Raw genomic sequence first — 23,069 nt, 5'->3', positions numbered from 1 at the left:
CGGGCGCCATCTGTTATAATTACCACAAAATTGAATATTGTCTTTCTCAGTAAGGGAAACCGGTGCGGATTTTTTCCTATGCCGGTGCGGCCCCGCCACTGTGGTTCAGACGAAAGCGCAAGGATGTCACTGGAATTTATTCCGGGAAGGCGCGCTGTTAGGATGAAGATAAGTCAGGAAACCTGCTGGAGAAAGGTAAAGGGAGGGATCTGTTTGCGCGGGCAAACATCTTCGCGATAGTTTGTTGCAGCTTGTTATCGGCTGACAGGACAAAGACTCGGAGAATCACTTTCGGGTCTTTTTTTATTGGACCCAGATTTTATTCTGGATTGGCGATGATCGAAAGGATGGAAATATTTCTCATGAAATCGTTTGTAATAGCTCTCGTAATGCTCACACTGGTGATGTCAGGCACGGCCTTCGCCGCCGCTCCCAAGGATAAACCCGACAAGAAGGGTATCCTCGTAGTCGCCTTCGGCACCTCGATGCCGGACGCGAAAAAGGCGATCGACAATCTCGTCGACTCGGCAAAGAAGGCCTTCCCCGACACCGAAGTCCGACTCGCCTACACGTCAAACATCATCCGCAGGAAGATAGCGAAGGAGCAGAACGTCAATATTCCCACGCCGACATCGGCGCTCGCGCAGATGAACGACGAAGGCTTCACCCACGTCTATGTGATGCCGATGCACATCATCCCCGGAGAAGAGTATGACGACATCGCGGGACTCGTGAACGGCGTCGCCGCGGTGAAGGGGAAGTATGAATTCAAAGAACTGAAACTCGGCCGCCCCTATCTTTCATCGGCCGCCGACTGCGATCTGATGGCCGACATTCTCATGAAGCGCTTCGCGAAGGATCTCGCGAAGAAGGGCACCGTGATCGTCCTCATGGGACACGGCACGCCGCACCACGCCGCGAACGCGATGTACAGCCAGCTCCAGCTTTCGCTCGACAAGAAGGCCCCCGGCCGCTTTGCCCTTGGCACTGTCGAAGCGGCGCCGATGATCGAAGATGTGATCGCGCGCCTCAAGCGTGACAAGGGCGTGAAGACGCTCGTCATCTCCCCGCTGATGATCGTCGCGGGCGACCACGCGAACAACGACCTCGCCGATAAGGACGATCCCGAATCATGGTACAGCCAGCTGAAAGTGGCAGGCTACAAGGATATTAAGACCTTCCTCGTCGGCCTTGGCGAAGATGCGGACATGGCCCGCGTCTACGTCTCCAAGATCAAGGATATGATGAAATAAACGATGACCGGCGTGGCGGAGCTCTCTGAGCATAGACGGCGGCTGTACATAAAGCGTCTGCGTCTCGCGGCGCTGCTCTGTCTGCTTTTGCTCATCGCCGCGCTCTGGCGGCTCGGCGCTGGCGAGTGGGATATTCCCGCCGCCCGCGTCGCGGCGCTTTTGAATCCGTTTTTAGACGAAGCCTCGCGCGCCACTCCCGAGGCTCTCGTTATCCGCAGCGTCAGGCTGCCGCGCTTTCTCGCCGCCGTAGGAACGGGAGGGCTGCTCGCCGTCGCAGGCGCGGTGCTGCAGGGACTGCTCACAAACCCGCTCGCCGAGCCTTATACGCTGGGGATAGCGGCTGGCGCGGCCTTTGGCGGCGCTCTCGGCTTTTTCTTCGGCTCGTTCGCAGTGACCCCGATGGCCTTTGCCGGCGCGATGGCCGCTCTCTGGCTCGTCAGCCTCATCGCCGCGCGCAGCGGCGGCGGCGCGGCCTATATAGTCCTCGCAGGCATCATAACCAACGCGATACTCTCCGCGGGCGTTACTTTTCTTAAGGCGATCGCGGACGACCGCCTCAGCGCCATCGTCCTCTGGCTCATGGGCAGCCTTTCGGGAGCCTCGCCGCTTTCCGCCCTCTCGGTCTAGGGCGCGGCCCTCATATTATTCATCCCTGCCTTTATCTATGCGTGCCAGATAGACGCCGTCTCCCTCTCAGAGGGACAGGGAGCGATGCTCGGCATTGACGAGAAAAAGCTGCGCGGACTGCTGCTCGCGCTTTCGTCGCTCGCCACCGCCGCCGCGGTCAGCTTCTTCGGGATCATCGGCTTCGTCGGCCTCGTGGTCCCGCACCTCATGCGCACCTTTACGGGGCCCGCGACAAGGCCGCTGCTCATATTCAGCTTCCTCGGCGGCGGGCTGCTGCTCGCGCTCGCGGACGGAGCGGCGCAGAACCTCGGCGAACTCCCCGTGGGCGTCATTACGGCGCTCATCGGCGGCCCCTTCTTCTGCTGGATATTGATGGGCAGGAGGCGCGGCACATGAGCGTCTATACCTTCAGCGGACTCTGCGCCGGTTACGGCGCGAAAAAGATAATCGACGGCATCAGCGGCGAGATAGAAAACGGCAGGATAACGGCGCTCATCGGCCCGAACGGCGGCGGCAAGAGTATGTTGCTGCGTACGCTCGGCGGCCTCGGAAGCTACAGTGGCAAGCTCGCGCTCGGCGAACGCGAGGTGAGAAATATCCCGCGCCGCGACTTCGGGCGATTGGTGGGCTTTCTGCCGCAGAGCATCGGCGTGAAGGCCGCCTTCTCCGTCTACGAGATAATCTCGCTCGGACGTCTGCCCTTTCATGGGGCGCTTGAACCGATGAAGCCTGAGGATGACAGGATAATCCTTGAGAGCGCGAAGCTCGCGGAGGTGGACCATCTGCTCTTTCGCACCGCAACGGAGCTCTCCGGGGGAGAACGGCAGCGCGTGCTGCTCGCGATGATCCTCGCCCAGCAGCCGGAGCTCTTTTTGCTTGACGAACCGACCTCAGCGCTCGACCCGAGCCATTCGCGGCGTATATTCTCGCTGCTGCGGCGGCTCGCCTCGGAGGGCAGGAGCGTCGTCGCGGCGGCGCACGACCTGAACAGCGCGATCTCCTGCTGCGACGACTTTATCGCGCTCAAAGAGGGAAAGATCATCGCCCGCGGCCCGGTCGGGCTGCTGGACGAAAAAATATTACATGAACTGTACGGCATAAGGTTCCGCCGTTACAGATCGGAGGAGGGCGATACGGCATGGCACCCAGAATAGTTATATATGTCCTTATCATATTTTTACTCTCACCGCTCCGCGCGGAGGCGGCGGCAAAACGCATCGTCTCCCTTTATCCGGGGCACACCGACAACATCGTCGCGCTTGGCGGCGAAAGACAGCTCGTCGCCGTCTCCAAAAACGACGATGACGACATGCTGCCGCAATTGCCGCGTTTTTCGGCGAAAAGCGGCGCGGAGGAGATATTGGCGCTGAAGCCCAACCTCGTCCTGACGCGCGGCCTCGCGGAACGGCAGAACCCGCAGCTTCGCAGCGTGCTGGAGCGCGCCGGCGTGCGGGTAGTTTCGATAGAGCCGCCAAGATGGGATAAATTCGCCTCTTATCTGCGCGGGCTAGCCGCGCTCATCGGAAGCGATCCGGCAGCCGCCGAGGCGAAGCTGAAAAATATCCGCGGCGTGATCGCCGCCGGTGCGGCAAAGAAATCAGGCGGCAAAGGCCCCGCCGTCTTCGTGGAGGCGACGGCGAAGGAGCTGCACACCTGCTCGCCCGATTCGTGGGCTGCAAAGCTCGTCGAGCTCGCGGGAGGCAGAAACGCCGCCCCCGACGCGCAGGCGATCCGTAAAGGCAGCGCGATAGCGCCCTACGGCCTTGAACGGATACTCAAGGCCGCCGCCGCGGGCGATATAGATGTTTATCTTATACAGCGAGGCACGATGAACGCTACCGACATGAAGTCGCTCGCATCGCGCCCCTGGTATCCGGCGATAAAAAAGATAAAGACAGCCGTCGTCCCGGAGGGAGAGCTGAGCCGCCCGTCGCTGCTTGGACTTGAGGCCGGAGGGCGAAGGCTGATAAAAATATTCTACGGAGAGTGAAGATTTTGAAATTTACAGTTGTCGGCGTAGGGCCCGGAGATCCCGAGCTGGTTACGCTCAAAGCGCTAAGAATCATAAAAGAGGCGGATGTGGTGCTGACGCCTTATTCGCCGCGCGGAAAGTTCTCCGTCGCCGAGCAGATAGTGCGCGCGAACCTTCCGGAGGTCGAGACAACCCCCGTCACCTTCCCGATGCTCACCGACGCGGAGGAGCGCGAGAAGTTCCTCCTTGGCGAACTGGAACGAATCGGCGGCTCATGGCGCGGTGCAAAGAGCGTGGTGCTGCCGGTGATCGGCGACTCGGCGCTCTACGCGACGGGCTCCTATCTCTTCGACGCCTGGAAGAATCTCGTACCGGAGCTTGAGCTCTCGCTGGTGCCCGGCATCTCCGCGCATCAGCTCGCGGCCTCGCGCATCGGCTCATTTCTCGCAATGGGAGAAGACGTTTTCTCCGTTATTCCCTGTATCGACGACCGGGAGGGAATCGTGGCGGCGCTGCGCCGCGCCGATTCCGCGGCGCTCTATAAGCCCTGCATACTAAAGGAGAGACTCGCGGAGGTCGTCGCGGAGACGGGACCCTGGCGGCGTATGGCGCGCATCGACCGCGCGGGACTCGCCGACGAAAAGATTTACGAGGGCGCGGCGGCGCTGGAGCCCGCCGAGGAATACCTCTCAATACTCCTGCTCTGGCGGAGCTAAATGGACTGGCGCGGCCTGGTCGCGGGCGAGCTGCGGCTCACCTTCGACATCCTCTTCGGACTTCTTATCGGCTTCGCGGTCCTGAGAAGCGGCCTCGCCGACAGGCTTATGCGGCGGCTCGTGCCGCATCTGCGAAAGGCGGGAATCGGCTCCGAGCTCGGCATGGCGCTGACGCTGAGCCTCGGCTCCGCGAAGGCGGGGGCGGCCTTCGTCGCCTCGGCGCTCGACAGCGGCAAGCTGTCGGAACGCTCGGCAAAATGGGGGACGCTGCTGCTCTCCTTCCCCGCCTATCTGCACCGCTGGCCCTCGACGATGGTGATGGCCACTTCGATGGCGGGGGTATCGGGAGCGATCTTCGGCTCGATCCTGCTGCTGCGCAGCGCGGCGCGCTTCGTGCTGATACTCTTCATCCTCAAGCGCGGCGGCGCGGCGGAAGAGGCGACGGCGGATACGGCCTCCGGCGGCTCGGCAAAAGATATCCGCTTCAACAAGCGGCTGCTCAAGACTCTGCCTATCGCCTGGTTCTTCTTCGCGGTCGCCTATATGCTAGTGCCGTGGGCCGAGAGCACGATAAAGGAGTGGCTGCTGGCGGGGACGATACTGCCGCTCGCGGCGCTCACGGTGGCCGCCGCCTCCATCGCGCACGTCTCGGCGGCGCTCGCGCTCGCGGGCGGCAGTCTCGCGGCGGGCGAGCTGACGATAGCGCAGGCGGTCTTCGCGCTGCTGCTCGGCAACAGCTTCGGCATCGTCACACGGCTCTTCCGCGCGAACGCCGGTTATTATTTCGGCCTCTTCAGCAGGGAAATGGCCAAGCAGCTTTTATTCTGGAACTTTACGACGACCGCGGGATTCGCGGTGCTGTCGATAGCGCTGGCGGCTTTGCCGCTGTTGTTTTGAAGCCGCTCGCCGGGAGCGGACATTGGCCGGCAGACATCGGTCTCACGACAGGCAAAATATACGTAACAAACCGCCGGAGACCGGGTATTTAATAGATCAGTCTTTCTTTACAGAAAATTTTAAAGATGAGGTAACCGCTATGAGACCAAACGAAATAGAACAGGCAAGCATGCAGATCATCGCCTCCGAGATGGGGCCCTGGCTCGGCGCTCCCGAGGAGCTGCCGGTGGTAAAGCGCGTGATACACACGACGGCGGACTTCGACTTCGCGGAGAATATGCGTTTCTCCAAAGAGGCCGTGAAGCTCGCGCGCGAGGCGCTGAAAAGCGGCGCTTCCGTCGTCACCGACACCAATATGGCGGCGTCGGGCATCAACAAGGCGGCCTGCGCGCGTTTCGGCGTCGAGGTCGTCTGCCGTATGGCCGATCCCGCGGTGCGCGAGGCGGCGGAGTCGCGCGGCACGACGCGCGCCGTCGTGAGCATGGAGGAGGCGGCGAAGGCCACCCCCAACGCCATCTTCGCGATCGGGAACGCCCCCACCGCGCTGATACGCCTCTGCGAGCTGATCGAAGAGGGCAAATGCGCCCCCGCGCTGGTCATCGGCGTGCCGGTGGGATTCGTCAACGTCGTCGAATCAAAGGATCGCCTTCTCGCAACGAAGGTGCCCTATATAACCGCCGTGGGGCGCAAGGGCGGATCGCCGGTCGCCTCCACGATCGTGAACGCGCTGCTCTATGGCATCGAATAGGGAGCTCCGCGAGGGATATTCGACGGGAAGCTGCGCAGCGGCGGCGGCGAAGGCCGCGGCGCTTTGCGCGCTGGGGTCGCCCTGCCCCACGAGCGTAGAGATAACGACGCCGGAGGAGAGGATCTTCACGCTGCCGGTCGTCGGATATGAGGACGGCAGCTGCGGCGTGATAAAGGACGCGGGAGACGACCCTGACTCGACGGACGGCATCATGATAAAGACCGCCGTGAAACTCTCTCCCGCGCCGGGAGCGGTGAGCTTCCTCGCCGGCGAGGGGGTGGGGACGGTGACCCTGCCGGGGCTCAAGGTCCCCGTCGGCGAACCGGCGATCAATCCCGTGCCGCGCGCGATGATCGAACGCGCGCTGCGCGAGGTGATCGGCGCGCGCGGCGCGGAAGTCACCATCTCGGCGCCACAGGGCGCCGAGGTCGCGAAACGAACCTTCAACCCGCGGCTGGGGATCGCCGGCGGCATCTCAATCCTCGGCACCTCGGGACGCGTAAAGCCGATGAACGAGGCTTCGCTGCTTGAATCGCTGACGCTGGAGCTCAACACCCACACGGCGGAGGGACGCGAAGCGGTGGCGGTCGCCTTCGCGGGGACTGGCGAGAACGCGCTGCGCAGGGCCTACGGGATAAATAACCGCGCCGTCGTGCAGTGCGGAAACTATATCGGCCATCTGCTCGACGAATCGGCCCGCCTCGGACTGAAACGGCTGCTGATCGGCGGACACCCGGGAAAGCTGCTCAAGGTCGCGGCGGGCAGCTTCAACACCCACAACCGCACCGGCGGCGGCGCGAAAGAGGCGCTCTGCGCGCAGGCGGCGATCGCGGGAGCTCCCGCCGCCACGGTGAAGGCCCTCTACGAGTGTCCCACCACCGAAGAGGCGATGCGCCTCGTGCGCAAAGAGGGCTTGGATTTTTTATGGACGATACTGGCGCGTATCGCCGCGAAACGCTGCGAAGAACGCGCCTTTGAAGATATAAAGACAGCCGTCGCCTTTATCGACAACGGCGGAATAATTCTCGGCGCGACTGATGACGCGCCGTCCTTTGCGGAGGAGATAAGAGATGGGAAATAGGCTTTATGTTCTGGGAGCCGGACCGGGCGATATAGAAGAGGTGACGCCGGCGGTGAGCGCCGCGATCGCCTCCTCGCGCGCGGTCGCCTGCGCCCCGCGCCATCTGCACATCGCCGCGGGGCATCCGAACGTCATTGAAATGAAGAGCTTCAAAGAGACCTTCGACCGCCTTCGCGAGGAGCTTAAGCTCGGCGACGCGGCGGTCGTCGTCTCCGGCGACACGGGGATATTCAGCCTGCTGCCGCTGATAAAGAAAAATTTCCCCCACGACGAGATCACCGTCCTCCCCGGCATCAGCTCGCTCCAAAGCCTCTGCGCCAAGGCGGCCGAGACGTGGCAGGAGGCCGTGATCCTCTCGGGGCACGGGCGCGAGATCGGCGGCGCGAAGATTCTCGACGCCGTGGAGCATAACCGCGCGGCGATCTTCTTCTGCGACGCGCAGAAGAACCCCGCCTGGCTATGCGCGCTGCTCGCGGAGGCGGGGCTCGGCGCGGTGGAGGCGGTGGTCGGCGAAAGGCTCGGCGCGAAGGACGAACGCGTCAGCCGCGGCGAGACGCGCGCGCTCGCGAAGGAGAGCTTCGACGCGCTTTCAATCGTGCTGCTGATAAACAAAGACTTCACCGAGCGCCCGCCTCTGCTGCCGGAAGACGCCGATTTTATCCGCGCCGCCGGCGTGCCGATGACGCACGAGGAGGTACGCGCCGTGATAACGGCGAAGCTGCGCCTGACGCCGGAATCCGTAGTCTGGGACCTCGGCGTCGGCACCGGTTCGGTATCCGTGGCGGCGGCCCAGTTATGCCGCGAGCTCCACGCGGTGGAGATAAACGGCGAGGCGGCGGCGCTGATACGCGCGAACGCGGAAAAGTTCCGCCTCCACAATATAAAGGTATACGAGGGCTCGGCGCTTTCGGTAATAGACGCCCTGCCTGACCCTGACGCCGTCTTTGTCGGCGGCAGCGGCCCCGAGCTTCCCATGATATTCGAGCGGATCGCGGCGCGCGGCGCGGGAATACGTCTCGTCGTCTCCGCCGTCTCACTTAAGACGATCGTGCTCTGCACGCAGGAGCTCGCGGGAGAAAAATTTACCGGATTTGACGCGGCGCAGGTCGCCGTGAGCAGAATAAAGACCGTCGGCAAGACACAGATATGGCAGGCGCAGAACCCCGTTGTGATTTTTTCGGCGGTGACCGGCGCCGCGAAGGGAGAATAGATCAATGATACATTTTGTCGGAGCGGGGCCGGGAGCCCCGGATTTGATCACGCTGCGCGGAGCGCGGCTCCTTGAGGAGGCCGGGATGATAATCTACGCCGGTTCCCTCGTGAACCCGGAACTATTAAAACGCGCGAAAGAGGGCTGCGAGATACACGACAGCGCCTCCATGACGCTCGACGAGGTTATAGAGAAGCTGCGCGAAGCGCACGAGGCCGGAGTCGACGCGGTGCGCCTCCACACCGGCGACCCCTCGATCTACGGCGCGATACGCGAGCAGATGGACAGGCTCAAAGCGCTCGGCATCCCCTATGACATCACCCCCGGCGTCAGCTCCTTCTGCACCGCGGCCGCGGCGGCGGCGGTGGAATACACCCTGCCGGCGGTGAGCCAGACGGTGATAATCACGCGCATGGAGGGACGCACGCCGGTTCCCGACAAGGAAAAGATACGGCTGCTCGCCTCGCACCAGGCCTCGATGGTGCTCTTTCTCTCGACGGGGCTGCTTGACGGCCTCTGCGCAGAACTGATCATGGGCGGCTACGCTCCCGAAACCAAAGCGGTCATGGTCTACAAGGCCTCCTGGCCCGAGCAGAGGGTGATACGCGCCACGCTTGCCACCCTGCCGCTGCTCGCCTCGGAGGCGGGAATAAAAAATACGGCCCTGATACTCGTCGGGGACTTCCTCGGCGACGAGTACGAGCTTTCGAAGCTCTACGACAAACACTTCTCCCACGGCTTCCGAAAGGCCGCCGAATAAAAGATGAAGCTCTGCGCGGCGGCATTCTCGGAGAGGGGGGCAAAGCTGGCGAGGCGGATCGCGCTGGCCTTCGGCGGCAGCGCCTGGGCCCCGGAAAATTACGCGGGCGGCGGCGTGCTGCCCTTCGGCGCATCTCTCGGCGAATGGACGAAAGAGCGCTTCACGGAGGCGGAGGCGCTGGTATTCGTCTCCTCCTGCGGGATCGCGGTACGCGCCGTCGCGCCGTACCTTGAAGGCAAAGATAAAGATCCCGCGGTAATCGTCGCCGACGAACGGGGCCTCAGCGTGATATCGTTGCTCTCGGGCCACATCGGCGGCGCGAACGAACTCGCGCTGCGCATCGCCGAAACTATCGGAGCCCGACCAGTGATCACCACCGCCACCGACGTGAACGGCATCACGCCGCCGGACTCATGGGCGGTGAAGAACAACTGCGCCATTGAGAACCTTCCCGCCGCGAAGCGCGTCGCCGCCGAGCTGCTCTCTGGGCACGCCGTCGGCGTCGCCGTCACCGACGAACTGCAGCCAGCCCCCTATCCGGTAACGCTGTGGCTGCGGCCCAAAAACCTGATCGTCGGCGTCGGCTGCAAGCGCGGCACGGAGCCGGAGCTGCTGCGCGGATGCTTTTTGGACTTTATGAAACAGAGCGGTTATTCGCCGCTCTCCGTCGCCTCCGTCGCCTCCGTCGAACAAAAAAAAGACGAGGCGGCGGTCGCTGGACTCGCGGAATTTTATGAAATACCCTTCGAGACCTTCTCCGCGGAGACGCTGATGGCGCTGCCGGGGGAATTTACCCCCTCGCCCGCGGCGCTCGCGGTGGTCGGGACCGACAACGTCTGTGAACGCGCGGCGCTCGCCGCCTCGCGCGGCGGCTACATGGTACGCCTCAAAACAAAATACCCCGGCATCACCTTCGCGCTGGCAAGAAAAAGGAGTCTGTGACATATGACTATGGAAATAAAGATCGCCGGATTGGATTACAGGTCGGCCTCCGTCGACGTTCGGGAAAAATTCACCTTTACGGAGAGCGAGCGGCGGGAGCTGCTGCGCGAGATCGCGCCATACGTCCAGGAGGCGGTCCTCATCTCGACCTGCAACCGGACGGAGCTGGCCGTCGTCTCCGAAGAGGAGCCCTCGGAGCTGCTGCACCGCGCCTGCGGCTGCGGCAGCTTCTTCTCGCTGCGCGGAGAGGCCGCCGTGGCACGCATCTTTGAGATCGCCGCGGGACTCCATTCACAGATACCCCTTGAAGATCAGATACTGGGACAGATGAAAGAGGCGCTCGCCGCTTCGCGCGAGGAAAAAGCCTGCGGGCCGCTGCTCGGGCAGCTCTTCCAGCGCGCGATCACAGCCGGCAAAGAGGTACGCACAAAATATAAGGCCCTGCCGCATGAATGCTCCGCGGCGGCGGCGGCCTGCACGGCGGCGGCGGAATTTTTCTCACAGGCTCCCGCCGCGAAAGACATCGCCGGATCAACGGACGGATCCCCCGCCGCTCCCCTGCGCGGAGTCTCCGCGCTCGTCGTGGGCAGCGGCGAAATGGGAATGCTCGCGGCGCAGCTGCTGCGCTACCGCGGCGCTTCGGTGCGCATGACGCAGCGCCGCTGCCGCAAAGACGGCGCGCAGCCGCCCTCCGGCGTTACCCTGATCCCCTACGATACAAGATACGAGGCGATGCGCGAGTGTGCCCTCGTCATCTGCGCGACGGCAAGCCCCCACTTCGTCCTCACGACAAAAGAGTTCGGCGACGACGGCGTCCGGCGGATGATGATAGACCTCGCCGTCCCGCGCGATATCGAACCGGCCTTCATGAGACGTCCCTCGGTGACGCTGGTGGACATGGACGGGCTGGGACGCAGCGCGCTGGCGGAGGGCTTCCTGCGGGAGATAAAAAAGAGCGTCGCGGCGCACACCGCGCGCTTCCACGAATGGCGGCAGATACATGAGTGCATGCCCTACATAGAGGACGTCTGCGCCTTCGCGGAGCGCGAACTGGCAAACGAGCTCGGCTGCGCCGACGCCGAGGAATTCTCCCGCGTAAGGGCCGCCTCCCGCAGTATGATGAATAAACTTCTCTTCTCATTAAAAGAAAGGGTTGATATAGATATGGCAAAAGAATGTTACTGCGCACTGGCAAAGGCGGCGCAGAGATGATATACGTCGTCGGCCTCGGCCCCGGAGGGCCGGAACAGATAACGCCGCGGGCGCTTTCGGCGCTGGAAAAATGCGATCTGATCGTCGGCTACAAGGCCTACATCGAGCTGGTGCGCCCGATCTTCGAGGGACGCAAAGAGCTCGTCGCCTCGCCGATGAAGAGGGAGCGCGACCGCTGCGAAGAGGCGCTTAAACTTTTGCTCTCGGGCCGCACCGTCGGGCTCATTTCCAGCGGCGACCCGGGAATATACGGCATGGCGGGGATAATGCTTGAGGTGGCGCGGGACAAAACTGAGGTCGAAATAATCCCAGGCATCACCGCCGCCGCAAGCTCGGCCTCGATACTCGGCGCGCCGCTGATGCACGACTTCGCCGTTATCAGCCTCAGCGACCTGCTTACGCCCTGGGAGCTGATAGAGAGGCGGCTGCGCGCCGCCGCGGAGGCCAATTTCGTCATCTGTATCTACAACCCTGCAAGCCACGGACGTCCCGACCACCTTGCGCGCGCGGCGGCGATCCTCATGGAGACGCTCCCCGGCGGCCGCGCCGCCGGCTGGGTGCGCAACGCGGGCCGCGACGAAGAGAGCTTCGGCCTGACGACGCTCGACGGCCTCAAGGAGGCGCCTATAGACATGTTCTGCACCGTGATAATCGGGAACTCCGTCACCCGCGTGATAAACGGACGCCTCATCACGCCGCGAGGCTACAGGCATCCCGCCGATGGCGAAAACTGAGATGGGACGGCGCATACTGCTCTTCGGCGGCACCACCGAGGGGCGCGAACTGACGCGCTTCCGTTTGCCGCTCGTTTATGCCGTCGCCACCGCCTACGGCGCTGAGCTGGTGCGCGGAGCGGAAAATACCGAGGTGACCGTCGGCCGCATGGACGCGGCGGAGATGGAAAAATTTATCAGGGACTCCGACATCGCCTGCGTCATCGACGCGACGCACCCCTACGCGCGCGAGGCGCGTGAAAATATCCGCGCCGCCTGCGCCGCCACGAATACGCCGCTCATGCGCGTACAGCGGCGTGAGGCCGTCACCGACGGAGACGTCGTCCGCGTGAAGAGCGCGGAGGAGGCGGCCCGCTTCCTCGAGGGAACCACGGGCAACGTGCTGCTGACGACCGGCAGCAAGGAGCTGGAGGCCTTCGCCTGCGTGAGCGAGCGCTCGCGCCTCTTCGCGCGGGTGCTGCCGGACCCGGAAGTGATAAAAAAATGTGCCGAGTGCGGCTTTGACAGCGGCCACATCATCGCGATGCAGGGCCCCTTCAGCCTGCTCATGAACGAAGAGATGATCCGTCTCACCGGCGCGCGCTGGCTCGTCACGAAGGACGGCGGCGCGGCGGGCGGCATCGAAGAAAAGATAGAGGCGGCGCGCAGCTGCAAGGCGCGTCTTATCATGATAGAACGCCCTCATGAAGAGGGCGGACACAGCTGCACAGAGGCGCTGCTCTGGGTGCGGCGGATACTGGGGCTCTCCCGACCGCCGCTCTTTCCGATGCTGACGGACATGGAGGGACGCTCCGCGGTGATCGCCGGCGGCGGCCGGATCGCGGCGCGGCGCGCGGCGACGCTGATAAAGTGCGGCGCGGCGGTCACCGTCGTCAGCCCCGAGTTCTGCCCGGAGTTCAAAGAGATGAAATGCCGTCTCGTGAGAAAGAGCTGGGAGCCTGACGACCTTGAAGGCGCGGCGCTCGCGGTGGCGGCGACCGACGACGAAAAGGTCAACGCCGCCCTCGGCGCGGCGGCGAAAGAGCGCGGCATACCGGTGAGCGTCGCGGACAACGCGGCGGAGTGCAGCTTCTTCTTCCCCTCGCTGGTCACGAGCGGCGAGGTCTCGGCCTCCGTCTCCGCGGGGGCGCTCTCACCGGCGCTGACGCACAGGCTCGCGGATAGGCTCCGTTCCGTCTGGGACGAATGGGTGAAAGAGGAGCGCGCCGCTCTGGAGGAGAAAAAAGATGGATAAAAAGATAATACGTTTTGGAAGCCGAAAAAGCGCGCTCGCGCTCGTGCAGACAAAGCTTGTAATGGAGGCGGTGGCCCGCGCCCACCCTGAACTGGTGGTCGAACTCGTCGCGATGGAGACTACCGGCGACAGGAACATGAAACCCTTCTCCGAAGCCTCGGACAAGTTTGGCATCAAGGGGCTCTTCACACAGGAGCTTGAGGAGGCGCTGTTATCCGGCGCGATCGACGTCGCCGTTCACAGCCTTAAAGATATGCCGATGAACGCAAACCCCGCGCTGCCGCTCGTCGCCTACTCACGGCGCGAGGACCCGCGCGACGCGATCGTTCTGCCGCAGGGACGGACGGGCGTCGAATCGGGCGCGATCGGCTGCTCCTCGGCGCGGTGGCGCGTACAGCTCGCGGCGCTCTATCCCGGCGTGGAGATCAAGCCGGTGCGCGGCAACGTCAACACCAGGCTGCGCAAACTCGACGAAGGAGAATTCTCCGCCCTCGTGCTCGCGGCGGCGGGGTTAAAGCGGCTCGGCCTCGACGGTCGCATCTCCCGATATTTTGCGGCTGATGAAATGATACCAGCGCCGGGACAGGGAGTGCTCGCCTGCCAGGGACGCGCGGGAGAGGACTACCGCTACCTCGACGCGATACGCGACCGCGGGGCCGCAGCCTGCGCCGAAGCCGAGCGGGCCTTCTCCGCCGAACTAGGCGGCGGCTGCACCGCGCCCGTCGGCGCCTTCGCCGCGCTCGCGGGGGAGACGATAAAGATAACCGGACTATACGCCGACGAAAGCGGCTGCGATATCCGCCGCGGCTCGGCGGAGGGCCCGGTGTCGGAAAATATAAAAATCGCGGTGAAGCTCGCGCAGGAACTTTCAAGGGGGGAAGAGCTATGAGACAGGCTAAGGGCCATGTGGCGCTCATCGGCGCCGGTCCAGGAGACGCGGGGCTCTTCACCCTGCGCGGCCGCGAACTGCTGGAGGCCGCCGACTGCGTCGTCTACGACCGGCTCGTCGGCGACGGCGTGCTTGCGATGATGCCCCCTTCAGCGGAAAAGATTAACGTCGGCAAGACCGGCGGCGGCCTCTCCGTGCCGCAGCGCGAGATCGAAGAGATCATCGTGCGCGAGGCGAAGAGGGGGCGGCGCGTCGCGCGGCTCAAAGGCGGCGACCCCTTCATGTTCGGACGCGGCGGCGAGGAGATCGAGGCGCTGAACCGCGAGGATATACCCTTCGAGGTGGTCCCCGGCGTGACTTCGGCGCTCGGCGGACCGGCCTGCGCCGGCATCCCCGTCACGCACAGGGGCATCGCGCGCTCCGTTCACGTCATCACGGCGCACACAAAAGAGGGCACCATCGCCCCCGTAGACTACGAGGCCATCGCGAAGCTCGGCGGCACGCTCGTCTTCCTCATGGGCGCCAGCGCCGTCACAGAAATATGCGCCGAGCTTCAAAGGGCGGGAATGGACGGCGGCACACCGGCGGCGGCCGTCAAAAACGCGAGCACCGCGGCGCAGCGGCTCATCCAGGGAACGCTGGGAACGCTCTCCGCCAGGTGCGCGGAGGAAAAACTGCGCTCCCCCGCGCTGATAATCGTCGGCGAAGTCACGGCTCTCGCAGAGGGATTCGCCTGGAAACGCTTCCTGCCGCTCTCCGGACGCAAAGTGATCGTGACGCGCCCGCGCGAACGGGCGGGCAAACTCTCCGCCATGCTCCGCGCGCGCGGCGCGGAGGTCGTGGAGCTGCCCTGCATCAGCACGCGCCGGATAGAGGCGGAGCTGCCGGATCTTTCAAAATACGGCTGGCTAGGCTTCACCAGCATGACCGGCGTCGAAGCGCTCTTTGAGCTGCTTGCGGAAAAGGGACGCGACGTCCGTTCCCTCGGCGCAGCGAAGATCGCGGCGATCGGGCCGGCGACCGCCAGGGCGCTGAAAGAGCGCGGCCTTATCACGGACTACATGCCGGAGGTCTACGACGGATTACACCTTGCCCGCGGCCTCGCGGAGCTGGCGAAAGCCGCTCCGGTGCTGATGCTCCGCGCGAAGGAGGGTTCGCCGGAGCTGACGGCGGAGCTCGCGGCGCTGAAGATAAACTTCACCGAACTGCCGCTCTATGAGACAATATACGAACAGGCGGAGATAATCCCACAGGGGGCGGATACCGCGGTATTCACAAGCGCCTCGACCGTGCGCGGATTCAAGGCCGCCATGCCGGAGCTTGAGATAGAACGCGCCTGCTGCATCGGCGAACAGACGGCGGCGGAGGCGCGGCGCGCGGGCTTTAAACGGATAATAACGGCTCAAAGGGCGACCCTGGAGAGCCTCATAAATACTCTGGAGGAGGATATAAGATGATAGTACGTCCAAGAAGACTGAGAAAAAACAAAATCATCCGCGACATGGCGGCGGAGACACGGCTCTCGCCCTCCATGCTCGTTTACCCGGTATTCATCCGCGAGGGCAGCAACATCATCGAAGACATCCCCGCGATGCCCGGGCAGAAACGCTACAGCCCCGACACCTTCCCGCGTCTCCTCGAAGAGGTACAACGCGCGGGGGTAAACTCCATACTCCTCTTCGGCATCCCCGAGCACAAGGACGAATTCGGCAGCGAGGCCTATAATGAAAACGGCGTCATCCAGCAGGCGCTGCGCGTCGGCAAGATACACTTCCCCGATATGTGTTTCATCGGCGACGTCTGCCTCTGCGAGTACACCTCGCACGGACACTGCGGCCTGCTGAAGGGAGAGATGGTGGACAACGACCCGACGCTCGACCTCCTTGCGAAGACGGCGCTCTCCCAGGCACAGGCGGGAGCCGACATCGTCGCCCCCTCCGACATGATGGACGGGCGCGTCGCGGCGATCCGCGCGAAACTCGACGGCGCGGGCATGGACGATACCCTGATCTTCTCCTACGCCGTGAAATACGCCTCGGCGTTTTACGGCCCCTTCCGCGAGGCGGCGGGCTCCGCTCCCTCCTTCGGCGACCGCAAAAGCTATCAGATGGACCCGCACAACGTGCGCGAGGGCGTACGTGAAGCGCTGCTCGACATCGAGGAGGGCGCGGACATGATCATGGTAAAGCCTGGACTTCCATATCTCGACGTGCTGCGCGCCGTGAAAGAGGTCAGCGAGGTCCCCGTCGGGGCCTACTGCGTCAGCGGCGAATATTCGATGATAAAGGCAGCCGTCGAGCGCGGCTGGCTCGACGAAAAACGCGTCATTGCGGAATCGGCGGTCTGCCTCGCGCGCGGCGGCGCGGACGTCATCGTCAGCTACTTCGCCCCCGAACTCGCCAGGATGATGAAAGAGGGCGAGCTGTAATGAGCCAGAGCCAGTGCGAAAGACTTTTTGAAGAGGCCCAGAGCCTCATCCCCGGCGGCGTCAACAGCCCCGTCCGCGCCTTCAAGAGCGTCGGCCAGACGCCGATTTTCGCGGCGCGCGGCGAAGGGGCCTATATATGGGACGCCGACGGCAAAAAATATACCGATTACATCGGTTCGTGGGGGCCGCTGATTCTCGGCCACGCCTACGCTCCCGTGGTGGACGCCGTCTGCGAGGCGGCTCATGAAGGCACGAGCTTCGGCCTGCCGACGGCGATGGAGGTCGAAATGGCCCGTCTCATCACGGAGCTCGTCAAGGGCGTCGAGATGGTGCGCATGGTCTCATCCGGCACCGAGGCGGTACTCTCCGCGATACGCGCGGCGCGCGGCTTCACGGGACGTGAAATGGTCGTGAAGTTCGAGGGCTGCTACCACGGGCACTCCGACAGCATGCTTGTTAAGGCGGGCTCCGGCCTCGCGACGGCGGGACAGCCGGACAGCGCCGGCGTGCCGGCGAATACCGCGGCGGCGACGCTGACCTGCCGCTACAACGACCTGGAAGAGATCAAAAAGATCTTAGCGGCACATAAGGACGAGATCGCCGCGGTGATCGTCGAACCCGTCGGTGCGAATATGGGCGTCGTTCCCCCCGCGCCCGGCTTCCTCGAAGGGCTGCGCGAAATCACGGCGGCAAACGGCGCGCTGCTCATCTTCGACGAAGTCATCACCGGCTTCCGTCTCTCGATAAACTGTGCCTCGGGATACTTCGGCGTGACGCCGGACCTTTGGACCTTCGGCAAAATAATCGGCGGCGGCCTTCCCGTCGGCGCCTACGGCGGACACCGAGACGTGATGTCGATGGTGGCCCCCTTAGGCCCCGTCTACCAGGCGGGCACGCTTTCGGGAAACCCCGTGGCGATGGCCGCCGGGCTCGCGGCGCTGACGGCGCTGCGCGAAAACCCGCTAATCTACAAAGAACTCGCCGCGCGTGGAGAGCGTCTGCGCGCCGGCCTCGATAAAATATTCAAAAAATACGGCGTGGCCGCCTGTGTGCAGGGCATCGAATCGCTCGCGACGATATTCTTCACCGCCGGACCGGTAAAGAGCTACGACGAGGCGAAAAAGAGCGACACCGCCCGCTACGCCCGCTTCTGGAGCGGCATGGCCGCCCGCGGCATCCTGCTGGCCCCCTCGCAGTTCGAGGCGCTATTCCTCTGCACCGCGCACAGCGACGAAGACATCGAATACTTCCTCGTCTGCGCCGACGAAGTGGCCGGAAGCGAAGGATTTTAAAGAACGATGTTCAGCGGCGAAGAGCAGGGCAAGGTACAGATATACACGGGCTGCGGCAAGGGCAAAAGCACCGCCGCCTTCGGACTGGCGATGCGCGCCGCGGGCTGCGGCGGCAGGGTCTTCATCATCCAGTTCCAGAAGGCCCAGCGCTGCGGCGAGCACGAGAGCGCGGAAAAGCTCGGCATCAGGCTCGCCCAGTGCCCCCAGGGACGCGGAAGCGGCCCCTGCGCCTCGCCCTGTCCGCTGCTTACGGCGGCGCGAGACATCCTCAAAAAGGGCGGCGCCGACGTACTGATCCTCGACGAGATAATGGCGGCGATGAGACACGGCTGCCTATCCCTCGCGGAGGCGCTCTCGCTGCTTGAGACGCGCCCCGCGAAGACGGAACTCGTAATGACTGGACGCGGCGCGCCAAAAGAGCTGGTGGAGCGCGCAGACCTCGTCACCGAAATGAAGAAAATAAAGCACTACTACGACGACGGACTGCTCGCGCGGCGCGGGATAGAGTTTTAAAGAGAGCGCGATACGGCACAAGTACAAATAAATATAGACGACAAACGCCACAACCGAGGTGTAATAAGATGAAAAACTGCACAGGCATCATGATACAGGGAACATCGAGCGACGCGGGCAAAAGCTTCATCACCACCGCGCTCTGCCGCATATTCTCCGACATGGGATACGCCGTCTGCCCCTTCAAGTCACAGAACATGTCCAACAACTCCTGCGTCACCCCCGACGGCCTCGAGATGGGGCGCGCCCAGGGGGTGCAGGCCGAGGCGGCGCGCGTCGAGCCGCAGACATACATGAATCCGATACTGCTCAAGCCGCGCAAAGACACCTCCTCGGAGATCGTGCTGATGGGCAAAGTATTCGACGCCCCCTGTGATAAAAACTACTACCGCGGCTTTACCATGGGCAAGGGGCTGGAGACCCTGCGCAAGGCGCTCGCCATCATCGACGAAAAATACGAGGTGATGGTCTGCGAGGGCGCGGGAAGCCCCGCGGAGGTCAACCTCAACGCCGCGGAGATCGTCAACATGCGCGTCGCGCAGGAGGCCGACATCCCCGTGCTGCTCGTCGCGGACGTCGACCGCGGCGGCGCCATAGCCTCCGTCGTCGGCACCCTTGAGCTGCTCGGCGAGGACCGCCGCCGCGTAAAGGGGATCATCTTCAACAAATTCCGCGGCGACCTCTCGCTCTTCGAAGACGCGGTGGAATTCACCGAAAAAAAGACCGGCGTCAAAGTGGTCGGCGTCATGCCCTGGCTCACAGACATCGTCATCGAAGGCGAAGACATCATGAGCATCAACTGGCACCGCGGCGAAACGGAAGAAAGTAACGGCAAGCTCCGCGTCGGCGTCGTAAAATTCCCGCGCGTCTCCAACCATACGGACATCGAAGCCTTCCGCTTCGAACCGGACGTGGAGATAATCGAACTCGCCTCACCCGCGCAGGTCGCCTCGCTCGACGCCGTCGTGCTGCCCGGAACCAAGAGCACCGTGCTCGACATGAAGTACCTGCTCGATTCCGGCCTCGCCGCCGAAATACGCCGCTTCTACCAAAACGGCGGCACCGTCTACGGGCTCTGCGGCGGCTACCAGATGATGGGCGAAGAGATAGACGACCGCCATCTCCGCGACAACGACAAAATCCCCGCGATCGAGGGACTCGGCCTGCTGCCCGTCGTCACCACCTTCGGCGAGGAAAAGACCACCATCCGCCGCCGCGGACGTACGATACACCCATACTTCAAAGAGGCGGCGGCCGTCGACGGATACGAAATACACTTCGGAGAGACCCGCCCACTGCGGGAAGAGCCGGGATTCGCACCGCTGTTTGAGCTCGACGGCAGGGCCGACGGCCTCGCCGACGGCGAACTGCGCGCCGGCGGCAGCTACCTCCACAACGCCTTCCACAACGACCTCTTCCGCGCCGTGTGGCTCAACCGCCTGCGCAAAAAACGCGGCCTGCCCGAGCGCGAAGCGGTCTCCACGGCGGCGGCCAAAGAGGCGGCCTACGACGCCCTCGCGGCGCAAACGAGAAAAAATCTCGACCTCGACTACATCATCGACATCATGCACCTGAAGGCCGACGCGCCAGCCCGACGCGCCGACGGTGGAAATCCACAGTCCACGGAGGCAAAATAAGGTGGACGCCGAACGCCCCCGCCTGCTCATCGCCGCCGCTCACAGCGGTAGCGGCAAGACCACGATCACCAGCGGCATCGTCGCGGCTCTCGCCGCGCGCGGCCTACGCGTGCATCCCTACAAAGTCGGCCCTGACTACATCGACCCGGGATACCTCGGCCTCGCCGCGGGCGGACGCGCCGACAACCTCGACACCTGGCTCACAGACGAAGCGGCGATGAAAAAAATCTTCCTCTCCGCCTCCGAAGAGGCGGACATCTCGATAATCGAGGGCGTCATGGGACTCTACGACGGCGGGCGCGGCGGCGTCAGCAGCACCGCGCAGATCGCGAAGGCCCTTAACGCCCCCGTGCTGCTCGTCATCGACGTCCGTTCGATGGGCGAGAGCGCGGCGGCGATCGCCAAAGGCTTCCGCGACTACGACCCGGAGGTCGACCTTCGAGGCGTGATCGTCAACCGCTACGGCTCCGAAAACCACAGAGAGATGGTCTGCGAGGCGATAAAACGCCTCGGCCTGCCCGTTGTCGGCGCCGTGCCGCGCAGCAGGGAGGCGGAGGTGCGCGAGCGCCACCTCGGGCTGCTGCCGGTGGAAGAAAACGGCAACCGCGAACACATTGAAAACGTCAGAAAGATGATCGAACCGGCCATCGACTTCGATACGCTCCTGAAAATCGCCCAAAGCGCCCCGCCTCTCAGGGCGGAGAACAACGCCGCGCCGCGGGCGGAAAAGAGGGTGACGATCGCCGTCGCGCGCGACGAGGCCTTCTCCTTCTACTACCCCGAAAGCATCGCCGTCCTCGAGGCGGCGGGAGCAAATATCGTAAACTTCAGCCCGCTCAACGACAAAAAAATCCCCGACTGCGGCGGCCTCATCTTCGGCGGCGGCTTCCCCGAGGTCTTCGCGGCGCGCCTCGCGGCAAACACCGCGATGAAAGAGTCCATCGCCGGCGCCGCGGCCTCCGGCATGCCCATATACGCCGAATGCGGCGGCTTCATGTACCTCACGCGCGAGATAAAGGACTTCGACGGCGCGGCGCACCGCATGTGCAGTCTCATCCCCATGAGCTGCAAAATGAACGACAGCCTGCGCACCGTCGGCTACGTCACGGCAAAGGCGCTCTCCGACAACATCATCGCGAAAAAGGGCGAAGAGCTGCGCGGCCACGAATTCCACTTCTCCAGCGCCGAGGCCGACTGCGAAATCCCCCGCGCCTTCCAATTCACTAAAAACCGTACCGGCGAAAGCTACTGCGCCGGTTATGCAAAAGACAACATCTTGGGTTCATATCTTCATCTACACTTCGCCGGCTTCCCAAAGGCGGCGGAGAGGTTTGTGGAGAGGTGCGCCGGGTATAGAGAGCAAAGTGCATGACAAGGCGTTCTATTGGTAAAAGTAAGCAAAAAACAAACCTGGCGAGGAACTGGGCAGACTATTTTTAAAAATGGAAAACACGGCTCTAAACATTGGGCAAGAACGTTTTGACGAATTTTGCGTACTCCTGCTTGGTAGGTAGGTTATATTCTGTCTTTAACCTCATTCTGTCAGCTTTACTGAGCTGACCGGTAATGGGGTTATAACCATCTTTCTGATAGCGCTCCCAGTAAATCCCTACGCCCCATTTCTGCCATGCTGGTATATCATTAAAGTTTATACCCCTTGCAAAGAGCAGTTCTTTTTTATCAACGATGTCAAGACCTAATATATGCTTTGTCGCGGCTCTTACATCAAGTCCCTCTCCACGAAGAGCCCAGTAACAGTAAGCATTTAATGCATTTCTATGAGCATCCTCCTGCCTCCACATAAAATAATCAATTACCCTTTCCTCATTTGGAAGTGGAATTACACGACAGTCAAAGCTAGCCGTAACACCTACTTGAAGCGAGAATACTGCGCTTGCCTCACCGGCAAGAATAGAGTTCAACTTTCGTGTCTTACGTCCAAATGTTCCGTCGCCAGGGCGGAAGAGGAGGGAAATTTCATCGCTTTCAGTGAAACCGTACATGATTCCGAAGCCACAATCCATAAGGTGTCTGACGGTCTTGACCATATAGTCACGCATCTTCTCGTCAAAAGGTGCTTTTAACTTTAATGTCTGTTTCGTGAGTCTTGTAAAACATCTTCCATCTATCCTTACAACGATGTGGCAATCGGGAATGATGCACTGATCCAGCGACTCTTCATAGATGCGCATCATCTTGTCTAGTTCGTCAAACTTCATTGTTCTCCTCCTCCCATTTGCTGATTAAAAAATCTCCATTCTTCGACATCATAACATAATAGAGTTCATCGAAACCTTCCTCGTAAAGCGGCTTTTCAAGACGTTTCGCGGTTGAGATTATTCCTTTTCGGGGAATTTTTTCTTTGCCGCTGCGCTGTTTATTACGCTCAATAGATTCAGCAATAACAGAGTGAAAATAGTAACCGATGATCTTATATCCGTTCTGAAGTGCAAGCTTTATGTAGGCTGTTCTTTCCGCTCTTGAAGAGTTTGTGTTGTCTACAACAAACGAATGTTTCTCGTCTATGCACTTTTGAAGTAATAGGCGTTCTTTGTTACGCGTGTGGAGTGAGTCAAGGTTTATTTGAACATGGGTATTTCTAAAGCGCTGGTAATACATAGAGCTTTTGCCGCTTGCTTGAATCCCAATAAAAATTACAGCCTCTAGCATTGACGGCGCTTTCTTTTTGGTTCCCATGAATGGTTTAAAAGTTGCGGATACACTCATTTTTAAATCCATATACTTACACCATACTTCTCTATATATCGTAATTTCACATATAAATACATTTAACCCGTCATTCAAAATAAGGTACGCGCCGATAATTTATTATATCAGAATCTGAATTCTTTTATCTTAACTACAGATATTTAGACACCATCACAACATTTCTCCTTGTTATCCCCGTCACTTGCTGTTAAAAT

At 62.0% G+C, this 23,069-nt stretch carries 22 protein-coding genes, 1 pseudogene and 1 riboswitch; of the genes and pseudogenes, 21 read left to right on the top strand and 2 right to left on the bottom strand.

Features of this window, described 5'->3' with window-relative positions; translation table 11 throughout:
• Positions 1-20: 20 nt before the first annotated feature.
• Positions 21-205: riboswitch (cobalamin riboswitch) on the top strand.
• A gap of 142 nt (positions 206-347) precedes the next feature.
• From LIO98_RS04425 to LIO98_RS04325, 21 genes and pseudogenes are all read left to right on the top strand, one after another.
• Positions 348-1,253: a sirohydrochlorin cobaltochelatase gene (locus LIO98_RS04425; protein WP_291953575.1), complete on the top strand. Its 906-nt coding sequence runs from the start codon at positions 348-350 to the stop codon at positions 1,251-1,253.
• A gap of 3 nt (positions 1,254-1,256) precedes the next feature.
• Positions 1,257-2,276: pseudogene (locus LIO98_RS04420) on the top strand (iron ABC transporter permease).
• Positions 2,273-3,034, top strand: coding sequence for an ABC transporter ATP-binding protein (locus tag LIO98_RS04415; RefSeq protein ID WP_291953574.1), 762 nt, complete (start codon positions 2,273-2,275; stop codon positions 3,032-3,034). Before LIO98_RS04420 ends, LIO98_RS04415 begins: the two are co-directional and overlap by 4 nt.
• On the top strand, positions 3,019-3,870 hold the full coding sequence (locus LIO98_RS04410; protein WP_291953573.1) for an ABC transporter substrate-binding protein: 852 nt from the start codon (positions 3,019-3,021) through the stop codon (positions 3,868-3,870). Before LIO98_RS04415 ends, LIO98_RS04410 begins: the two co-directional genes overlap by 16 nt.
• A gap of 5 nt (positions 3,871-3,875) precedes the next feature.
• On the top strand, positions 3,876-4,568 hold the full coding sequence (locus LIO98_RS04405) for a precorrin-2 C(20)-methyltransferase (protein ID WP_291953572.1): 693 nt from the start codon (positions 3,876-3,878) through the stop codon (positions 4,566-4,568).
• Positions 4,569-5,465 (top strand): hypothetical protein, encoded by an 897-nt coding sequence (locus LIO98_RS04400; RefSeq protein WP_291953571.1) that lies wholly within the window; start codon positions 4,569-4,571, stop codon positions 5,463-5,465.
• 139 nt (positions 5,466-5,604) lie between these two features.
• On the top strand, positions 5,605-6,213 hold the full coding sequence (locus LIO98_RS04395; RefSeq protein WP_291953570.1) for a precorrin-8X methylmutase: 609 nt from the start codon (positions 5,605-5,607) through the stop codon (positions 6,211-6,213).
• The gene (gene cbiD / locus LIO98_RS04390; protein WP_291953569.1) at positions 6,200-7,294 is read left to right on the top strand and encodes a cobalt-precorrin-5B (C(1))-methyltransferase CbiD; all 1,095 of its coding nucleotides are present in this window, start codon (positions 6,200-6,202) and stop codon (positions 7,292-7,294) included. Before LIO98_RS04395 ends, cbiD begins: the two co-directional genes overlap by 14 nt.
• Positions 7,284-8,504 carry a precorrin-6y C5,15-methyltransferase (decarboxylating) subunit CbiE gene (gene cbiE / locus LIO98_RS04385; RefSeq protein ID WP_291953568.1) on the top strand — a complete coding sequence of 407 codons (1,221 nt, stop codon included), beginning with the start codon at positions 7,284-7,286 and terminating at the stop codon, positions 8,502-8,504. The genes cbiD and cbiE overlap by 11 nt, the downstream gene beginning before the upstream one ends.
• 4 nt (positions 8,505-8,508) lie before the next feature.
• Positions 8,509-9,264: a precorrin-4 C(11)-methyltransferase gene (gene cobM / locus LIO98_RS04380; RefSeq protein ID WP_291953567.1), complete on the top strand. Its 756-nt coding sequence runs from the start codon at positions 8,509-8,511 to the stop codon at positions 9,262-9,264.
• Between the two features lie 3 nt (positions 9,265-9,267).
• Positions 9,268-10,206, top strand: a complete 939-nt coding sequence (locus LIO98_RS04375; protein ID WP_291953566.1) for a cobalt-precorrin 5A hydrolase — start codon at positions 9,268-9,270, stop codon at positions 10,204-10,206.
• 3 nt (positions 10,207-10,209) lie between these two features.
• On the top strand, positions 10,210-11,418 hold the full coding sequence (locus LIO98_RS04370) for a hypothetical protein (protein ID WP_291953565.1): 1,209 nt from the start codon (positions 10,210-10,212) through the stop codon (positions 11,416-11,418).
• Entirely contained in the window at positions 11,415-12,152 is a 738-nt protein-coding gene (gene cobJ / locus LIO98_RS04365) for a precorrin-3B C(17)-methyltransferase (protein WP_291953564.1), read from the top strand. Before LIO98_RS04370 ends, cobJ begins: the two co-directional genes overlap by 4 nt.
• Before the next feature lies 1 nt (position 12,153).
• Positions 12,154-13,386, top strand: a complete 1,233-nt coding sequence (gene cobK, locus LIO98_RS04360; RefSeq protein WP_291953563.1) for a precorrin-6A reductase — start codon at positions 12,154-12,156, stop codon at positions 13,384-13,386.
• Positions 13,379-14,275: a hydroxymethylbilane synthase gene (gene hemC / locus LIO98_RS04355; protein WP_291953562.1), complete on the top strand. Its 897-nt coding sequence runs from the start codon at positions 13,379-13,381 to the stop codon at positions 14,273-14,275. Before cobK ends, hemC begins: the two co-directional genes overlap by 8 nt.
• The gene (gene cobA, locus LIO98_RS04350) at positions 14,272-15,732 is read left to right on the top strand and encodes a uroporphyrinogen-III C-methyltransferase (RefSeq protein WP_291953561.1); all 1,461 of its coding nucleotides are present in this window, start codon (positions 14,272-14,274) and stop codon (positions 15,730-15,732) included. The genes hemC and cobA overlap by 4 nt, the downstream gene beginning before the upstream one ends.
• Positions 15,729-16,703, top strand: a complete 975-nt coding sequence (gene hemB / locus LIO98_RS04345; RefSeq protein WP_291953560.1) for a porphobilinogen synthase — start codon at positions 15,729-15,731, stop codon at positions 16,701-16,703. Before cobA ends, hemB begins: the two co-directional genes overlap by 4 nt.
• Positions 16,703-17,995: a glutamate-1-semialdehyde 2,1-aminomutase gene (gene hemL / locus LIO98_RS04340; protein WP_291953559.1), complete on the top strand. Its 1,293-nt coding sequence runs from the start codon at positions 16,703-16,705 to the stop codon at positions 17,993-17,995. Before hemB ends, hemL begins: the two co-directional genes overlap by 1 nt.
• 6 nt (positions 17,996-18,001) lie before the next feature.
• Positions 18,002-18,508: a cob(I)yrinic acid a,c-diamide adenosyltransferase gene (locus LIO98_RS04335; protein ID WP_291953558.1), complete on the top strand. Its 507-nt coding sequence runs from the start codon at positions 18,002-18,004 to the stop codon at positions 18,506-18,508.
• A 68-nt stretch (positions 18,509-18,576) separates the two neighbouring features.
• Positions 18,577-20,145, top strand: a complete 1,569-nt coding sequence (locus LIO98_RS04330; RefSeq protein WP_291953557.1) for a cobyric acid synthase — start codon at positions 18,577-18,579, stop codon at positions 20,143-20,145.
• A gap of 1 nt (position 20,146) precedes the next feature.
• Entirely contained in the window at positions 20,147-21,517 is a 1,371-nt protein-coding gene (locus tag LIO98_RS04325; protein ID WP_291953556.1) for a cobyrinate a,c-diamide synthase, read from the top strand.
• Between the two features lie 85 nt (positions 21,518-21,602).
• Here the strand turns inward: LIO98_RS04325 and LIO98_RS04320 are convergent, their stop codons facing one another.
• Both LIO98_RS04320 and LIO98_RS04315 read right to left on the bottom strand, forming a co-directional pair.
• Entirely contained in the window at positions 21,603-22,364 is a 762-nt protein-coding gene (locus tag LIO98_RS04320; protein ID WP_291953555.1) for a tRNA(His) guanylyltransferase Thg1 family protein, read from the bottom strand.
• Entirely contained in the window at positions 22,354-22,884 is a 531-nt protein-coding gene (locus tag LIO98_RS04315; RefSeq protein WP_291953554.1) for an AAA family ATPase, read from the bottom strand. Before LIO98_RS04315 ends, LIO98_RS04320 begins: the two co-directional genes overlap by 11 nt.
• Positions 22,885-23,069: the final 185 nt, after the last annotated feature.

Origin of the sequence: Cloacibacillus sp., from assembly GCF_020860125.1 — a bacterium.
In the GTDB taxonomy this organism is placed as follows: Bacteria; Synergistota; Synergistia; order Synergistales; family Synergistaceae; genus Cloacibacillus.
This window is presented reverse-complemented; position numbering and strand designations above follow the sequence as displayed.

What these genes read in the sequence shown, in the direction of transcription:
- LIO98_RS04425 (WP_291953575.1), top strand. Translation starts at nt 348, where the DNA reads ATGGAAATATTTCTCATGAAATCGTTTGTAATAGCTCTCGTAATGCTC.
- LIO98_RS04415 (WP_291953574.1), top strand. Translation starts at nt 2,273, where the DNA reads ATGAGCGTCTATACCTTCAGCGGACTCTGCGCCGGTTACGGCGCGAAA.
- LIO98_RS04410 (WP_291953573.1), top strand. Translation starts at nt 3,019, where the DNA reads ATGGCACCCAGAATAGTTATATATGTCCTTATCATATTTTTACTCTCA.
- LIO98_RS04400 (WP_291953571.1), top strand. Translation starts at nt 4,569, where the DNA reads ATGGACTGGCGCGGCCTGGTCGCGGGCGAGCTGCGGCTCACCTTCGAC.
- LIO98_RS04395 (WP_291953570.1), top strand. Translation starts at nt 5,605, where the DNA reads ATGAGACCAAACGAAATAGAACAGGCAAGCATGCAGATCATCGCCTCC.
- cbiD (WP_291953569.1), top strand. Translation starts at nt 6,200, where the DNA reads ATGGCATCGAATAGGGAGCTCCGCGAGGGATATTCGACGGGAAGCTGC.
- cbiE (WP_291953568.1), top strand. Translation starts at nt 7,284, where the DNA reads ATGGGAAATAGGCTTTATGTTCTGGGAGCCGGACCGGGCGATATAGAA.
- cobM (WP_291953567.1), top strand. Translation starts at nt 8,509, where the DNA reads ATGATACATTTTGTCGGAGCGGGGCCGGGAGCCCCGGATTTGATCACG.
- LIO98_RS04375 (WP_291953566.1), top strand. Translation starts at nt 9,268, where the DNA reads ATGAAGCTCTGCGCGGCGGCATTCTCGGAGAGGGGGGCAAAGCTGGCG.
- LIO98_RS04370 (WP_291953565.1), top strand. Translation starts at nt 10,210, where the DNA reads ATGACTATGGAAATAAAGATCGCCGGATTGGATTACAGGTCGGCCTCC.
- cobJ (WP_291953564.1), top strand. Translation starts at nt 11,415, where the DNA reads ATGATATACGTCGTCGGCCTCGGCCCCGGAGGGCCGGAACAGATAACG.
- cobK (WP_291953563.1), top strand. Translation starts at nt 12,154, where the DNA reads ATGGGACGGCGCATACTGCTCTTCGGCGGCACCACCGAGGGGCGCGAA.
- hemC (WP_291953562.1), top strand. Translation starts at nt 13,379, where the DNA reads ATGGATAAAAAGATAATACGTTTTGGAAGCCGAAAAAGCGCGCTCGCG.
- cobA (WP_291953561.1), top strand. Translation starts at nt 14,272, where the DNA reads ATGAGACAGGCTAAGGGCCATGTGGCGCTCATCGGCGCCGGTCCAGGA.
- hemB (WP_291953560.1), top strand. Translation starts at nt 15,729, where the DNA reads ATGATAGTACGTCCAAGAAGACTGAGAAAAAACAAAATCATCCGCGAC.
- hemL (WP_291953559.1), top strand. Translation starts at nt 16,703, where the DNA reads ATGAGCCAGAGCCAGTGCGAAAGACTTTTTGAAGAGGCCCAGAGCCTC.
- LIO98_RS04335 (WP_291953558.1), top strand. Translation starts at nt 18,002, where the DNA reads ATGTTCAGCGGCGAAGAGCAGGGCAAGGTACAGATATACACGGGCTGC.
- LIO98_RS04330 (WP_291953557.1), top strand. Translation starts at nt 18,577, where the DNA reads ATGAAAAACTGCACAGGCATCATGATACAGGGAACATCGAGCGACGCG.
- LIO98_RS04320 (WP_291953555.1), bottom strand. Translation starts at nt 22,364, where the DNA reads ATGAAGTTTGACGAACTAGACAAGATGATGCGCATCTATGAAGAGTCG.
- LIO98_RS04315 (WP_291953554.1), bottom strand. Translation starts at nt 22,884, where the DNA reads ATGGATTTAAAAATGAGTGTATCCGCAACTTTTAAACCATTCATGGGA.